The sequence below is a fragment of the Streptomyces albofaciens JCM 4342 genome (assembly GCF_008634025.1).
Taxonomy (GTDB): domain Bacteria; phylum Actinomycetota; class Actinomycetes; order Streptomycetales; family Streptomycetaceae; genus Streptomyces; species Streptomyces albofaciens.
Genome location: NZ_PDCM01000001.1, coordinates 590737 through 604980 on the forward strand (window position 1 = coordinate 590737; position 14244 = coordinate 604980).

Consider the following 14244-nt stretch of genomic DNA (forward strand, 5'->3'; position numbering starts at 1 on the left):
CACACGGTACGCGGCACAGGACGGCCGGAGGGCGATTCGTGACGTTACTCGCCGGACAAACCGGACTATTCGCTGAAGCGGTCCGCGCCGGCCGGTGCGGCGGTCCGCCCTAATCGTTGAAGCGGTCCGCCAGCTCCTGCGCCAGCGCCTGGGCCTTGTCCTGGAGGTCCTTGCTGTCCGGCAGCGCCGTCTTGTCGGCCGACCACCGGTCGTAGGTGATGGTCACGATCACGTTCGAGGAGCGGAAGACGATCGACACGTCGCGGTGCACTCCGCTGTCCGCGGTGATCAGCTTGTCGTTGAGGAAGGCGGCGTCGGCGAGGCCGTCCAGGACGCGCGGGGCGGTGGGGGAGCCGGGCGACGCGCTCGGGTCCGTGCTCGGGTCCGTGCTCGGCGAGCCGGACGGGGAGCCCGTGGGGGCGGGGGACGCCTTGCCGCCGGCGGCGGTCTTGCCGGCGTCCTCGCCGTCCCCGCCGGCGCCGGGCTTGCCGTCCCCGCCCTTGTCCCCGGCGCTGGGGGTGGGCTTGGCGCTGCCCGTGGCGGCCGGCAGCTCGGCGGCGAGCTCCTTCTTCGCGTAGACGTTCTGCGCCTTGTCGTCGTCGCTGACCGCGGGGTCGTAGGAGACCACCCGCTCGAAGTCCAGGCTGAGGTGGCGGGTGCCGTCCGGGGCCTCGCGCTTCCAGCGGCAGCCGACGCGCCGGTCCGTGTCGTACGTGATGTCGGCGGTGCCCGCGTAGACCTTCTCGGCGTCCTGCGGGCTCTCCTCGCCGCCGGGCGGCAGCAGCCGGCGCAGCGTGTTCCTGGAGGGCAGGCCGCAGGGCTCGGGGAGCGTGCGGTATTTGCCCGGTTCGGCGGACTGGGTGGTGGCGGCCGTGTCGCCGCCCTTGGTGTCGGTGGCGCCGTTGCCGGAACCGGAGCCGCCGGTGCAGGAGGTGAGCGTGGCGGCCAGCGCTGCCGCGGTCGCCAGTGCGGCACCCGGTACGAACGACCTTCGCTGCACCTGACCGGCTCCTTCCGTAGGAAATCTGGTTGCCTCGGCCCGACGGCAGATGGACACAATGTCTACCGCACGTTCTGCCGCATACGCCGGTTCCCTGTCCTTCATCAGACTGTTTGTCCGGCTTTTGCTATTTATTGTTTTTCGGGGGAATGGGGAAGTTATGTCGTACACCGAAGTGCCCGGAGCGAAGGTTCCGATCCGCATGTGGACGGACCCGTCCACGGTCGAGGGCGTGGCCATGCAGCAGCTGCGCAACGTGGCCACCCTGCCATGGATCAAGGGCCTGGCCGTGATGCCGGACGTGCATTACGGCAAGGGTGCGACGGTCGGGTCGGTGATCGCCATGCACGGAGCGGTCTGCCCGGCCGCCGTCGGCGTCGACATCGGCTGCGGCATGAGCGCCGTGAAGACCTCCCTCACCGCGAACGACCTCCCCGGCGACCTCTCCCGGCTGCGCTCGAAGATCGAGGAGGCCATCCCGGTCGGGCGGGCCATGCACGACGACCCGGTGGACCCGGGCCGGCTGCACGGCCTGGCGACGAGCGGCTGGGACGACTTCTGGCGCCGTTTCGACGGGGTCGCGGAAGCGGTCAGGTTCCGGCAGGACCGGGCGGTCAAGCAGATGGGTTCGCTCGGCGGCGGCAACCACTTCATCGAGTTCTGTCTCGACGAGTCCGGCTCGGTGTGGCTGATGCTGCACTCCGGCTCCCGCAACATCGGCAAGGAGCTGGCCGACTTCCACATCGGCCGGGCCCGGGACCTGCCGCACAACCAGGGCCTGGTCGACCGCGACCTCGCCGTCTTCATCGCGGACACCCCGCAGATGGCGGACTACCGCAACGACCTCTTCTGGGCGCAGGAGTACGCCAAGCACAACCGCGCGATCATGATGGCGCTGTTCCAGGACGTCGTCCGCAAGGAGTTCAGGAAGGCGAAGCCGACGTTCGAGCCGGTGATCTCCTGCCACCACAACTATGTGGCGGAGGAGCGCTACGACGGCATGGACCTGCTGGTCACCCGCAAGGGCGCGATCCGCGCCGGCAGCGGCGAGTACGGCATCATCCCCGGCTCGATGGGCACCGGCTCCTACATCGTCAAGGGCCTCGGCAACCCGGCGTCCTTCAACTCCGCCTCGCACGGCGCCGGCCGGAAGATGAGCCGCAACGCCGCGAAGAAGCGTTTCTCCACGCGGGACCTGGAGGAGCAGACGCGGGGCGTGGAGTGCCGCAAGGACTCCGGCGTCGTGGACGAGATCCCGGGCGCGTACAAGCCGATCGAGAAGGTCATCGACCAGCAGCGGGACCTGGTCGAGGTGGTGGCCAGGCTCAAGCAGGTGGTGTGTGTGAAGGGCTGACCGCGCGCACTCCCGGGCCGGGGCCCCGGGCCGGTTTCCGCCGGTCCGGGCCCCGGTGTTTCACAGGGTGAGCAGCGCTCGTACGGGCCTGCTGGTGTCCGCCAGAGGACGGACGGCCAGGCGTACGAGGGCCAGCGCGTTGTCGTCGCCCGCCGTGCGGTTGGTGCTCAGCTCACCGCAGGCCAGGCACTGGTGGACCAGCAGCCATTCGCCGTTCTGCCGGGTGGTCAGGCACAGCGCCCGCATCCGGCCGCCGCACTCCGCGGACCGGTCGCCCGGGACGCGGCGGTCCACGTGGCGGCTGGTCAGGCAGTGCGGGCAGTGGTTGCGGTGGGCGGTGCCCGGTGCGGCCAGGGGCACTTCCAGGCGGCAGCCCAGGCAGCGGAACGCGTCTCCGGGCGCGCCGCCGGGGCCGTGCAGGACGTCCTTGGGCCGCTGGGCGCGGCGCCGCTGTGCGGAGTTGCTGCGTCGTGGCATGTCGTCGCCCCCGCCCTACAGGTCGCCGAACGCTTCGAGCGGGAACGGCGGCGAGGCCAGCGGCCGGACCGCCATCCGCATGAGGATCAGCTGGTTGTCGTCCGGCGAGACCGGGTTGGAGGTCAGCTCGTCGCAGCGGGTGCAGCGGTGGACGACCATCCAGTCGCCGGTGCGCAGCACGGCGATGGCGATGGGCGACATACGGCCCAGGCAGGTGGACGGGCCGCCCTCGACGGCGTCGTGCACATGCTGGGAGTGCAGACAGCTGGGGCAGTGGTTGCGGCGGTTGCCGTCGGGGCCGAGCGTGGTGACGGTCAGGCCGCACCGTACGCAGGTGAAGGTGTCGGTGCGCGGCAGCGGACGGGACGCGGTGCGCTCGTCGCGCCGGGCGCCCGGGTTACGGGAACCGTGCGAACTGTGGGACGGGTGGGAACTGCTGGAACCGTGGGAGCTGTTGGACAGCACTCGGGGACTCCTTGCCGGAACGTGTCTGGAAAAGGCAGTGGGAGCAGGCCGAGCGGCCTCGGTCGTACGGGCAGCGGGCGGCACCGCCCGGAGGCGGGTGCGGCCGGGGCCGTGCCGGCAGGGCGGACGACGGCCGGAGACGGCGAACGTCAGCGGCGGAATGCGTCCGCGCGGTGGTGAGGCGCGCTCAGCGCCGGCCGGGGCATAGACACTGCTTTCCAGGGCGAGGCCCGAGTGAGGGGACACGTGTGGCTCAGCGCCCGCACGTGCGGTGACGCAGGAAACGGTACGGGCGGGCGCGGCCGTGGCGCCACCGGTTTTCCGGCGCCCCGGCCGCCCCCGCCCGCGACGGCCTCAGGCCGTCCGGTGCACCTTGTGGTTGGCCGCCTGGGCGCGCGGGCGCACGACGAGGAGGTCGATGTTGACGTGGGCGGGGCGGGTGACGGCCCAGCCGATGGTGTCGGCGACGTCGTCGGCGGTCAGCGGCTCGGCCACGCCCTCGTACACCTTGGCCGCCTTGGCGGTGTCGCCGCGGAAGCGGGTGGTGGCGAACTCGTCCGTCTTCACCATGCCGGGGGCGATCTCGATGACGCGCACGGGCTCGCCGCACAGCTCCAGCCGGAGCGTCTCGGCGATGACGTGCGCGCCGTGCTTGGCGGCGACATAGCCACCGCCGCCCTCGTAGGTGCCGTGGCCCGCGGTCGAGGAGACGACGACCACCGTGCCGTCGCCGGAGGCGGTCAGGGCGGGCAGCAGGGCCTGCGTCACGTTCAGCACGCCGATGACGTTGACCTCGTACATCGTGCGCCAGTCGGCCGGGTCGCCGGTGGCGACGGGGTCCGCGCCCAGCGCGCCGCCGGCGTTGTTGACCAGGACGTCCACCGAGTCGTGGCGCGCGCCGAGGTCGGCGGCGAAGGCGTCCACCGCGGCGCGGTCGGTGACATCGAGCTGGTACGCCTCGGCGTCCGGCAGTTCGGCGGCCAGCGCCTCGACGCGGTCCTTGCGGCGGGCGGCGAGGACGACGCGGTAGCCGTCCGCGGCCAGCCGGCGGGCGGTCGCGGCGCCGATGCCGCTGCTGGCTCCGGTGACGACGGCGGTACGGGTACGGGCGGCGGGCGGCACGTCGGGTACGGCGGTCATGCGGCGGCTCCTCGGGCGCGGCGGCGGCGTTCGTGCTACGTACGCAGAATAGGCGCGGTCAGCGCCCCCGCGGCGCGTACATGATCAAAGCCATCCCGGCCAGGCAGACCAGCGCGCCGGTCACGTCCCAGCGGTCCGGGCGGTAGCCGTCCGCGACCATGCCCCAGGCCAGCGAGCCGGCGACGAAGACGCCCCCGTACGCGGCCAGGATGCGGCCGAAGTCGGCGTCCGGCTGGAGCGTGGCGACGAAGCCGTACGCGCCGAGGGCGAGCACGCCCGCGCCGATCCACAGCCAGCCGCGGTGTTCGCGCACGCCCTGCCAGACGAGCCAGGCGCCGCCGATCTCGAACAGGGCGGCGAGGGCGAAGAGGGCGGCGGAGCGGGCGAACAGCATGAGCACAGGGTAGGCAGGGGGCGGTCCGGCTCCGGGGAGCGCGGTGGGCGGCCGGTGCGGGGCCGTTGTCAGTGGCGTGTGAGAGCTTCGAGACATGCTCATCGAACGCGCATACGTGGATCGCTCCGAGGAAGCGGTGGCGGAGACCGGGGACCGCTGGCCCTGGACGGTTCCGTGCGTGCGCCGGTTGGCCGAGGACGGGCTGAAATTCCGCGCGCCGGTCACCTTCCTCGTGGGCGAGAACGGCTCCGGCAAGTCGACGCTGGCCGAGGCCCTGGCGGAGGGCTTCGGCCTCGATTCGTACGGCGGCTCGGCCGGTCACAAGTACGCCAGTTCCCGCGTGCCGTCCGAGCTGGGCTGCGCCATCCGCTTCGACGCGACGACGGCGGGCCGCCGCATGGTCCGCGGCCCGCGCACCCGCCGGCGCGGCTTCTTCCTGCGGGCCGAGACCGCGTGGGAGGCGCTGGCCCGCGAGCGGTTGTCGGGCGTGCCCGAGACGATGAGCCACGGCGAGGGCTTCCTGATGGCGTTCCGGGAGAAGTTCCGGCAGCCGGGGCTGTATGTGCTGGACGAGCCCGAGGCAGCCCTGTCGTTCACGTCCTGCCTGGAGCTGGTCGGCGTGCTGGCGGAGCTGGGCCGCGGCGGCGCCCAGATCATCTGTGCCACCCATTCGCCGGTGCTGACGGCCCTGCCCGGCGCGGAGATAGTCGAGGTCGGTGAGCACGGCATGCGCTCGGTGGCCTGGGAGGAGCTGGGTCTCGTCGACCACTGGCGCCGCTATCTCACCGACCCGCGCGCATATCTGCGGCACATCGTCGGCTGATCGGCGCCGCCTGTTCGGGCGCGGCGTTTCCGAAATGGCCGGAGCCGGCCGCCGGTGAATGTCCGGAAGCGGGCGTTGACGGGAAGGGAAAGCACTCCGCGAGCCGGCGCTACGTGAAGGGCGAACCACTGGCCAAAAACCGTACGGTGCGTCACATCCCCTGGCGGAGCCCCTTGTCACGGGACATGTGGCTCCTTAGATTCCCCTTCTACCGGGGGGCGCAACGCCGGTCGGCGAGCGGCGGGCACAGCGGGAAAACGCGGCTTTCGTCGATCGGTGCACAACAGGTGGCCCACCTCGAATTCCGCGGTGTATCCGGAACACCGGCGCATCCCGCGGTTCCCCGGGGCACGGTTTCACCCACCATCACGTGGTATCCGCACCGGACTTCGGTGGCGGGCGGCGCGACCGGGCAGCTGCGGGATCCGGTCCGGCCGCCAGGCCCGGCAAGTGTCCGGCGTGCCCGGCCCGGGGACGGCCGGGCGCGGCGGACGGCGCGGACCCGTCCCCCGTTCATGGCCGGGGGACGGGTCGCGCGGCCGGCCGCACCGGGTGCGCGGGGACGTGGTGGTCACGGCCGGGCGGCGGTGCGGGCCGCGGCCCGGCCGGCGCCGGTCCAGCGGACGAGGGCACCGCGCAGGGACTCGGCGCGCACCTCCGGGTCGGCGGCGTCGGTGGCCCAGGCGATATAGCCGTCGGGGCGCACGAGCAGCGCGGTGCGCCGGTCGCTGTCCCAGGCGGCCCGTACGAGACGGGGGCCGGGCGCGGACCCGTCGGCCGGTGCGCCGGCGGCATCCGTACGGCCCGTCGGCACGGTTTCCCCCACATCCCCCGGCACCTTCTCGCCCTCCGGCGTGACCAGCACGAACGCCCCGTCCCGCAGCGCCTCGTGCAGCCGGGTGCCGCCCGCCAGCCGGAGGTCGGGGGCGCGCTTGCCCGCGAGCGGGTGGGCGCCGCGCCCGGCCGCGTACGAGATGCCGATGCCGCTGATCATTGCCAGCACGCGGTCGGCCAGCGGCGGCACGTGGTTGAGCACCTGGGCGGACACCGCGCGCAGCGCCCGCAGCGGCGGGGTGCGCAGCTGCGCAGACCGGACGAGCGCGCCGCTGCTGCGCAGCACCGTCCGGCCCACCGGGTGGCGTTCGGTGTGGTAGCTGTCCAGCAGGCTGTCGGGCGCGTCGCCGCGCAGGACGGCGGCGAGCTTCCAGCTGAGGTTGGCGGCGTCCTGGAGCCCGGTGTTCATGCCCTGGCCGCCGGCCGGGGAGTGGACGTGCGCGGCGTCGCCGGCGACGAAGGCGCGGCCGACGCGGTAGCGGGGCACCTGGCGTTCGTCGCTGTGGAAGCGGGAGGTCCACCGCACGTCGTGCATGCCGTAGTCGCTGCCGAGGGCGAGACGCATGTACGCGCGGATCTCGTCCTCCTCGACGGGCGTGTCCTCGGGGATCTGGCGGTGGCGGTCCCAGCCGATGACGCGGTACCAGCCGTCGCCGAAGTCGCCGATCAGCGCGAAGGCGTCGCCGTTGGCGTTGGCGACCAGCGGGACGGCGGGCTGCTGGTCCAGCCGTACGTCGGCGAGGACGACGGAACGCACCACGGACCGGCCGGGGAACGGCAGGCCGAGGGCCTCGCGCACGGTGCTGTGCACGCCGTCCGTGCCGACGAGGTAGGCCGCGCGGTACGTCGTGGCGCCGCCTTCCTCCTGTACGTGGACGTCCACGCCGTCGGCGTCCTGGTCCAGTCCGGTCACGCGGGCCCCGTACCGGAAGGTGACGCCGGCCTTCTGCGCGCGCCGCTCCAGCAGCCGTTCGACCTCGTACTGCGGGGTGATCAGCACGAACGGGAAGCGGGTGGGCAGCCGGGCCGGTTCCAGGACCGCGCCGGAGAAGAGCTGGACGCGGGGGAGCGCGTGGCCGCCCGCGACGAGTTCGTCGGCGAGGCCGCGGGCGTCGAGCTGTTCGAGGCTGCGGGCGTGCACGGCCAGCGCGCGGGTGAGGTTGCTGATGCCGGGAGCGCGGCGCTCCAGGAGGGTGACGCGCAGGCCGGCGACGGCGAGGTCTCCGGCGAGCAGCAGTCCGGTGGGTCCGGCGCCGACGACGATGACGTCGGCGGTCCGGTCGGCGGGTACGGGGGTCAGGTCGTCGGTGGTTCCGGGTGTGCGGTGCCGCATGGCCGCCTCCAAATGCCAACACTTGTTGGTCAACGCTTGTTGGCAACGGTAGACCCGCCGTGCTGGCGCGTCAACAGTCGTTGGCCTACAGTCGTTGGCATGGCCGATACCGTCCCCTCAGCGCCGGACACCGACACGCACGCCGCGCCGTCCGGCGCCCCAGCCGCCGCACCGGCCCCCGGCCGCGCGGCGGAGCGCACCGCCCAGGACCGCCCCCGCCGCTCCGACGCCACCCGCGCCGCGATCCTCGCCGCCGCCCGCGACCGCTTCGCCGCCGACGGCTACGAACGCGCCACCATCCGCGCCATCGCCAAGGACGCGGGCATCGACCCGTCGATGGTGATGCGCTACTACGGCAACAAGGCGGGCCTGTTCGCGGCGGCCTCCGAGATCGACCTGCGGCTGCCGGACCTGACGGCCGTACCGCGCGACGAACTCGGCGCCCGGATGGTCCGGCACTTCCTCGACCGCTGGGAGAACGACGAGACGCTGACCGGGATGGTGCGCGTCGCGGTCACCAACGAGGCGGGCGCCGAGCGGCTGCGCGGCGTCTTCACGGAACAGATCAGACCGATGCTCGCGGCCGTCTGCCCGGTCCCGGACGAGGTCCCGGCCCGCGCGGCCCTGGTCGGCTCCCAGCTGGTGGGCATCGGCATGCTGCGCTACGTGCTGTTCCTGCCGCCCGCGGTCCACCTCACCCGCGAGGAGATCGTCGCCTGGCTGGCGCCCACCCTCCAGCGCTATCTGACCGCCGAGCACCCGTAGGGCACGGCGAGCACCCGTAGGGCACGGCGCCGGACCCGCCACTTGGACCCCACCCGCCGCCCCGGCTCACGCGATCTCCGGACGCGGCGCCCCCGCCATGTCTACGGTGGTGGCCGAGCCGTACCGCCGTACCCGAGGGAACCGGGAAGGAGACGCATGGCCCGGCACACGCCCGAGTCACCGCCGTCACCACAGCAGCTCGCCGAGTTCTACGGGCTGGAGCCGCTGCCCAGGGAAGGCGGGCGCTACCGGCGCACCTGGGCGGGCCCCACGCGTCCCGACGGCCGCCCCGAGGGCTCCGCGATCATCGTCCTGCTCACCTCGGAACCCGGCGACTACAGCGCCCTGCACCGCCTGCCCACCGACGAGGTCTGGCACTTCTACCTCGGCGACCCGCTCACGCTGCTCCTCCTGGAGCCGTCCGGCAGCACCCGTACGGCCGTCCTCGGCCCGGACGTCCTGGGCGGCCAGCACATCCAGTTCACGGTGCCGGCCGGCACCTGGATGGCCGCCGAGGTCGCCGACGGCGGCGCCTGGTCGCTCTTCGGCTGCACCATGGCGCCGGGCTTCACCTTCGAGGACTACGAGCACGGGGATGCCGCCGAACTGGCCGCCCGCTACCCCCGGGAGGCGGCGCGGATCACCGCGCTGAGCCGCCCGTGAGCGCGCCGCACGGCGACCCCGCGCTGCCGTCCCTCGCGGGCCAGGTCGTCCTGGTGACCGGCGCGGGCGGCTGCCTCGGCACCGGCATCGCGCTGCGCTTCGCCGCCGCGGGCGCCGCCGTCGTCGCCCACTACCGTACGAACGCCTCCGCCGCCCAAGCGCTCGTTGCCCGTATCGAGGAACAGGGCGGCAGCGCGCTGGCGGTGCGCGCCGACCTCTCGGCGGAGGAGGAGTGCCACCGCCTGGTGCGTACGGCGGCGGACTGGCGCGGCCGGCTCACCGCCCTGGTCAACAACGCGGGTGTGCAGCCCGACCAGGACCTGGCGGGCATGACCGTGGACGACTGGCGCGCCGTCAACGACACCAACGTCCTGAGCGCCTTCGCCTGCACGCAGGCCGCGGCCGCGGTGATGCGGGACGGCGACGGCGGCTCGATCACCCACATCGCCTCCGTCCAGGCGCACCAGCCCGCCCCGGCGCACGCCCACTACTGCGCGTCGAAGGCGGCCGTCGTGATGCACGCCCGCTCGGCCGCGCTGGAGTACGGGCCCGACGGCATCCGCGTCAACAGCGTCTCGCCGGGCCTGATCGACCGCGCGGGGCTGGCGGAGGCCTGGCCCGACGGCGTGGCCCGCTACCGGCAGGCCGCCCCGGCCGGACGGCTGGGCCGCCCCGAGGACGTCGGCGACGCGTGCGTCTTCCTCGCCTCGCCGATGGCCGCGTGGGTGACCGGGCACGACCTGGTGGTGGACGGCGGGGTGTCGGCCCGGCCGACCTGGTGAGCGCGGCCTGCTCGCCCCTCGCGCTATTTGCTCTTCGCCGCGCCGCCGCGTTCCCTGCGGTAGCGCTTGTCCCAGCGGTCCTGGCGGATACGGCGCTCCCGGTAGGCGCGGTACTCCGCGTCATAACCCAAGTAGCCCTGGCGGTAGCGCACGGCGAGGTAGCCCAGGACGACGGTGGCCACCCACCACACCGGGTTGGCGAGCCAGCCGGCGGCTGCTGTGATCACTATGGAGACGAGAAGGAGCGGAAGCACCGCACACCTCCACGAACGGCTCGGTGGTCGGAAGCGCTCCGCCCTGATCGCTTCCTAGGCTGCGGCCCCCTCGGGCGGGCCGGGCGGGCCGACGGCGGTGGTCCCGGTCGCGGTGTCCAGGCCGGGGAAGACCGGCAGCAGCCGGTTCAGCCCACTGGCCTGCAACGCCGCGCGGGCGGCGGGACTCGGCAGGACCAGACGCAGATCACCGCCCTGCGAGCGGGCCCGCCGGGCCGCCGCGACGAGCGGGCCGAGGGCGAGCGGGCAGCAGACGGTGACCTCGGACAGGTCGACGATCAACAGGCTGCCCGGGGCACGGGGCAGGCGCCGCAGTCTCTCGCGCAGGGTGGGCAGGGTGGCCAGGTCCATCCGCCCGCGCACGATGAGGACCGCGAAGTCCGGGTCCGCGCCTTCGGCCGGGGGCGCCGCGTCCGGCCGGCGCTCCGGCCGTCCGTCCGCCGCGGGCGTCCGCTGCGGTCCGCACCGGGCGTGGGACCGGGGTGGCGGCATCCGCCTGCCCACCGCGCCGGTGCGCGGGGAGTCGAGGGATGTTCCAGGGTCTGCCATCACCACGCGCCTCCTCGGTGCGGACGGGACTGCCACGCTGCCGGGGACTCGGGCTGCCCCTCAAGAGTAGTCCGGGGCGCGTGGCCCGAACAGCGTGCGTGACCGATCCGGAAGAGATCCGGAAGACACGGACGGCCGACGGACCGGCTGCGGAACCGGCGTGACGCCCCGTCAGCCGCGGCAGCGCCGACGGCACCGCACCCCCGCCCCGTCATCTACCGCCCGCCGTCCGCTTTCCCGTCCGTCAGCAGCCGCACCCCGGTACGGCCGGCCGCGTCCGGCCCCGCGTCGAGGCAGTGCACGACCACCCAGGCACGGGTCTCCCGGTGCAGCCCGGCGAAAACCTGCGCGTCACGGGTGCCCCCGTTGTGCCATGTCAACGGCCCGTCCTGACGCCAGGTCAGTGCGGGCGGCCCCAGCACCTGCTCGACCAGCAGCCCGCGCACCAGCGCGGCGACCGCCGGCAGCGTGGCCCAATAGCCCCCGGCGGGCAGGACCGCGCCGTCCATCGTCCACGGGGCGCGCGGCCGGCCCCACCGGTTGGTGCCGGTCAGCCGCCGGCCGGCGGGCGGCCGGGCGGTCATCTCCGCGATGCCCAGGGGGTCGAGCACACAGCGCCGTACGACCTGCTCGTACGGCTCCTCGGCGGCAGCGGCCAGCGCGGCGCCCAGCACGGCGTACCCGAAGTTGGAGTACTCCTCGGCCGCGCCGGGTGCCGTGGTGGCCAGCGTGTCGAGGCGGCCGACGAGGGAGCGCAGCGCGGCCGCGTCGAAGTGGACGTACGGGTCGCGGCGCGGCCGGCGCAGCGGGGGCAGCCGCGGCAGGCCGGAGGTGTGCTCCGCCAGGTGGCGCAGGGTGATGCCGGTGCCGTGCGGTGCGTCGAGCCAGCGCTCGACCGGGTCGTCCGGCGTCAGCACGCCGTCCGCGGCCAGCCGGTCCAGCGCCGTTCCGGTGAGCACCTTGGTCAGCGAGCCGATCTCCACGTACGCGTCCGTACGGTGTCCGCCGGTCAGACGGGGCGGGGCCGCGGGGGTCAGGACCGCGGTGCGGGTGCGCTGTCGTAAGGCCATGGGCGCACCGTACGCGGCCGGGACCACCGCAATCCCCGCCGCCCGGTCAGCGGCTCGCGCGCGTCACGCCACTCCGTCGGCGGATCGTGCGCGTCACGGCCGCCCCGGCAGCGGCTCGCGCGTCAGGGGCCACACCAAGCAGCACGCCTGGTGCCCCGTCACGGCCACACCAGGCAGTACGCCTGGTGCCCCGCCTCGTGCAGCCGGTGGGAGAAGTCCTGCCACTCGTGGAGCAGCTGGTAGACGGTGAAGGCGTCGCGGGGGCCGCCGCGGTCGGGGACCGTGGACCAGATGAAGGCCGCGGCGCCGACCGACTCCTCGCCGACGCCGCGCAGCGGGTCGACGACGGTCATGGGGAGCTTGACGACGGCGTAGTCGGGGTGGAGGACGACCAGTTCCAGCGGGGGGACCTTGTGCAGCGGTATGCCTTCTATACCGGTGAGGACCATCGCGGCCATCGTCTCCGGTTTGATCTTCGTGAACATGCCGCCCATGCCGAGCTCGTCGCCGCCCAGCTCCTCGGGCCGCATCGAGATCGGCACCCGCGCCGCCGTGGCACCGTTCGGCGCGCCGAAGTACTTGTACGTCACCCCCATGCGGCCGCCTCTGTTTCCCCCGCCCTTGGTCTCCTCGCGCCGGTGGCGGCCCCGCTGGTCGCGCTCAGGCCCCCGGTCATCGGTGCCCTCGCCCAGTCCGCCACCGCGATGCATATCTCCACCCGACCACTCGCAGCCCCAGCCGCGCAACCCGATCATCGTCTCAGAGACCTCCCCCGTCACCGGCGCGTGAAACGCCCCGCCGCGCGCCCCCGTGCGCCTCTGAGACCATTGCTTGCGTGACTTACTCGTACGTTGTCCCAGTTTTGCAGACTCGCGGGGTCTGACACCTGGTCGAGAGCGAGGGGAATCCCGCTTCGTTGTCAGTCCGGGTGCCGCCGCAAGCCGTCGCCCCTTCCTACGTTTGTGCAGGTCAGGATCACAGTGCCTTTTCCCTATGAAGCCCCAGTTTCGCAGACGCTCTTCGACCGCGCGGCCGTTGTGACGCCGGGCGGGGTGAACTCCCCCGTGCGCGCGTTCCGCGCGGTGGGCGGTTCGCCCCGGTTCATGGTGTCCGGTACCGGTCCGTACCTCACCGACGCCGACGGCCGGGAGTACGTCGACCTCGTGTGCTCGTGGGGCCCGATGATCCTCGGACACGCCCACCCCGAGGTCACCGCCGCCGTCCAGGAGGCCGTCGCCCGCGGCACCTCCTTCGGCACGCCCGGCGAGGGCGAGGTCGAGCTGGCCGAGCAGATCGTGGACCGGATCGACCCGGTCGAGCAGGTGCGGCTGGTCTCCTCCGGCACCGAGGCGACCATGTCCGCCATCCGCCTGGCGCGCGGTTACACCGGCCGCGCCAAGGTCGTGAAGTTCGCCGGCTGCTACCACGGGCACGTGGACGCGCTGCTGGCCGCGGCCGGCTCCGGCGTCGCGACCTTCGGGCTGCCGGACACCCCCGGCGTCACGGGCGCGCAGGCCGGGGACACGATCGTGCTGCCGTACAACGACATCGAGGCCGTACGGGCCGCCTTCGCCGCGCACCCCGGCGAGATCGCCTGTGTGATCACCGAGGCGTCGCCCGGCAACATGGGCGTCGTCCCGCCGCTGCCCGGCTTCAACCAGGGCCTGAAGGAGCTGTGCGCCGCGAACGGCGCGCTCTACATCTCCGACGAGGTCATGACCGGCTTCCGGGTCAGCCGCACCGGCTGGTACGGCATCGACGGCGTCCGGCCCGACCTGATGACCTTCGGCAAGGTCATGGGCGGCGGCTTCCCGGCCGCGGCCTTCGGCGGCCGCGCCGACGTGATGGCCCACCTCGCCCCGGCCGGCCCGGTCTACCAGGCGGGCACCCTGTCCGGTAACCCGGTCGCCACGGCCGCCGGCGTCGCCCAGCTCAAGCTGCTGGACCAGGCGGCGTACGACAAGGTCGACGCGGTCTCGGCCGAGGTGCGCGCGCTGGTCGCCGACGCCCTCACCAAGGCGGGCGTGGCGCACCGCCTCCAGGTCGCGGGCAACATGTTCTCGGTCTTCTTCACCGACCGGGACGTGACCGACTACGACGGGTCCAAGGCGCAGGAGGCGTTCCGCTTCACCGCCTTCTTCCACTCGATGCTCTCCCAGGGCGTGTACCTGCCGCCGTCCGCGTTCGAGTCCTGGTTCGTCTCGACCGCGCACGACGAGCGGGCGATCGAGCGCATCGCCGCCGCGCTGCCGTCGGCCGCGCGGGCCGCCGCCGAAGCGACCGCGTGAGCGGGGCGCACGGCGGGACGGACCGGAAGATGGGT

The 14244-nt window shown here is 73.5% G+C and carries 16 protein-coding genes; 6 read left to right on the forward strand and 10 right to left on the reverse strand.

Going from position 1 to position 14244, the window contains the following annotated elements; translation table 11 throughout:
• Window positions 1–109: 109 nt before the first annotated feature.
• Window positions 110–1000, reverse strand: a complete 891-nt coding sequence (locus tag CP973_RS02775; RefSeq protein WP_150237258.1) for a hypothetical protein — start codon at window positions 998–1000, stop codon at window positions 110–112.
• 160 nt (window positions 1001–1160) lie between these two features.
• Here CP973_RS02775 and CP973_RS02780 point away from each other — a divergent pair, with 160 nt between their 5' ends.
• A complete protein-coding gene (locus tag CP973_RS02780; protein ID WP_150237260.1) occupies window positions 1161–2354 on the forward strand; it encodes an RtcB family protein in 1194 nt (397 codons plus the stop codon).
• Between the two features lie 60 nt (window positions 2355–2414).
• Here the strand turns inward: CP973_RS02780 and CP973_RS02785 are convergent, their stop codons facing one another.
• From CP973_RS02785 to CP973_RS02800, 4 genes are all read right to left on the reverse strand, one after another.
• Window positions 2415–2831, reverse strand: coding sequence for an RNHCP domain-containing protein (locus tag CP973_RS02785; RefSeq protein ID WP_150237262.1), 417 nt, complete (start codon window positions 2829–2831; stop codon window positions 2415–2417).
• 15 nt (window positions 2832–2846) lie between these two features.
• Entirely contained in the window at window positions 2847–3188 is a 342-nt protein-coding gene (locus CP973_RS02790) for an RNHCP domain-containing protein (protein WP_150243046.1), read from the reverse strand.
• 462 nt (window positions 3189–3650) lie between these two features.
• The gene (locus tag CP973_RS02795) at window positions 3651–4436 is read right to left on the reverse strand and encodes an SDR family NAD(P)-dependent oxidoreductase (protein ID WP_150237264.1); all 786 of its coding nucleotides are present in this window, start codon (window positions 4434–4436) and stop codon (window positions 3651–3653) included.
• 58 nt (window positions 4437–4494) lie between these two features.
• On the reverse strand, window positions 4495–4830 hold the full coding sequence (locus tag CP973_RS02800; RefSeq protein WP_150237266.1) for a YnfA family protein: 336 nt from the start codon (window positions 4828–4830) through the stop codon (window positions 4495–4497).
• A 94-nt stretch (window positions 4831–4924) separates the two neighbouring features.
• On the opposite strand from CP973_RS02800, the gene CP973_RS02805 reads away from it, so the two are divergent.
• Window positions 4925–5653, forward strand: coding sequence for an AAA family ATPase (locus CP973_RS02805; RefSeq protein ID WP_150237268.1), 729 nt, complete (start codon window positions 4925–4927; stop codon window positions 5651–5653).
• Between the two features lie 571 nt (window positions 5654–6224).
• Here CP973_RS02805 and CP973_RS02810 read toward each other — a convergent pair.
• The gene (locus CP973_RS02810; protein ID WP_150237270.1) at window positions 6225–7820 is read right to left on the reverse strand and encodes an FAD-dependent monooxygenase; all 1596 of its coding nucleotides are present in this window, start codon (window positions 7818–7820) and stop codon (window positions 6225–6227) included.
• Between the two features lie 99 nt (window positions 7821–7919).
• On the opposite strand from CP973_RS02810, the gene CP973_RS02815 reads away from it, so the two are divergent.
• The 3 genes from CP973_RS02815 to CP973_RS02825 all read left to right on the forward strand — a co-directional run bounded on the left by CP973_RS02815 (window position 7920) and on the right by CP973_RS02825 (window position 10030).
• Window positions 7920–8585, forward strand: coding sequence for a TetR/AcrR family transcriptional regulator (locus CP973_RS02815; protein ID WP_208853124.1), 666 nt, complete (start codon window positions 7920–7922; stop codon window positions 8583–8585).
• Between the two features lie 156 nt (window positions 8586–8741).
• Entirely contained in the window at window positions 8742–9248 is a 507-nt protein-coding gene (locus CP973_RS02820) for a cupin domain-containing protein (RefSeq protein ID WP_150237272.1), read from the forward strand.
• Window positions 9245–10030 (forward strand): SDR family NAD(P)-dependent oxidoreductase, encoded by a 786-nt coding sequence (locus tag CP973_RS02825; protein WP_150237274.1) that lies wholly within the window; start codon window positions 9245–9247, stop codon window positions 10028–10030. Before CP973_RS02820 ends, CP973_RS02825 begins: the two co-directional genes overlap by 4 nt.
• Window positions 10031–10053: 23 nt before the next feature.
• Here the strand turns inward: CP973_RS02825 and CP973_RS02830 are convergent, their stop codons facing one another.
• From CP973_RS02830 to CP973_RS02845, 4 genes are all read right to left on the reverse strand, one after another.
• Window positions 10054–10284, reverse strand: a complete 231-nt coding sequence (locus CP973_RS02830) for a hypothetical protein (RefSeq protein ID WP_150237276.1) — start codon at window positions 10282–10284, stop codon at window positions 10054–10056.
• 54 nt (window positions 10285–10338) lie between these two features.
• Window positions 10339–10851, reverse strand: coding sequence for an STAS domain-containing protein (locus tag CP973_RS02835; protein ID WP_150237278.1), 513 nt, complete (start codon window positions 10849–10851; stop codon window positions 10339–10341).
• A gap of 215 nt (window positions 10852–11066) precedes the next feature.
• Window positions 11067–11921 (reverse strand): serine hydrolase domain-containing protein, encoded by an 855-nt coding sequence (locus CP973_RS02840; RefSeq protein ID WP_150237281.1) that lies wholly within the window; start codon window positions 11919–11921, stop codon window positions 11067–11069.
• A 158-nt stretch (window positions 11922–12079) separates the two neighbouring features.
• Window positions 12080–12631, reverse strand: a complete 552-nt coding sequence (locus tag CP973_RS02845; RefSeq protein ID WP_073769157.1) for a hypothetical protein — start codon at window positions 12629–12631, stop codon at window positions 12080–12082.
• A 270-nt stretch (window positions 12632–12901) separates the two neighbouring features.
• Here CP973_RS02845 and hemL point away from each other — a divergent pair, with 270 nt between their 5' ends.
• Entirely contained in the window at window positions 12902–14209 is a 1308-nt protein-coding gene (hemL, locus tag CP973_RS02850) for a glutamate-1-semialdehyde 2,1-aminomutase (protein ID WP_150237283.1), read from the forward strand.
• Window positions 14210–14244 lie beyond the last annotated feature (35 nt).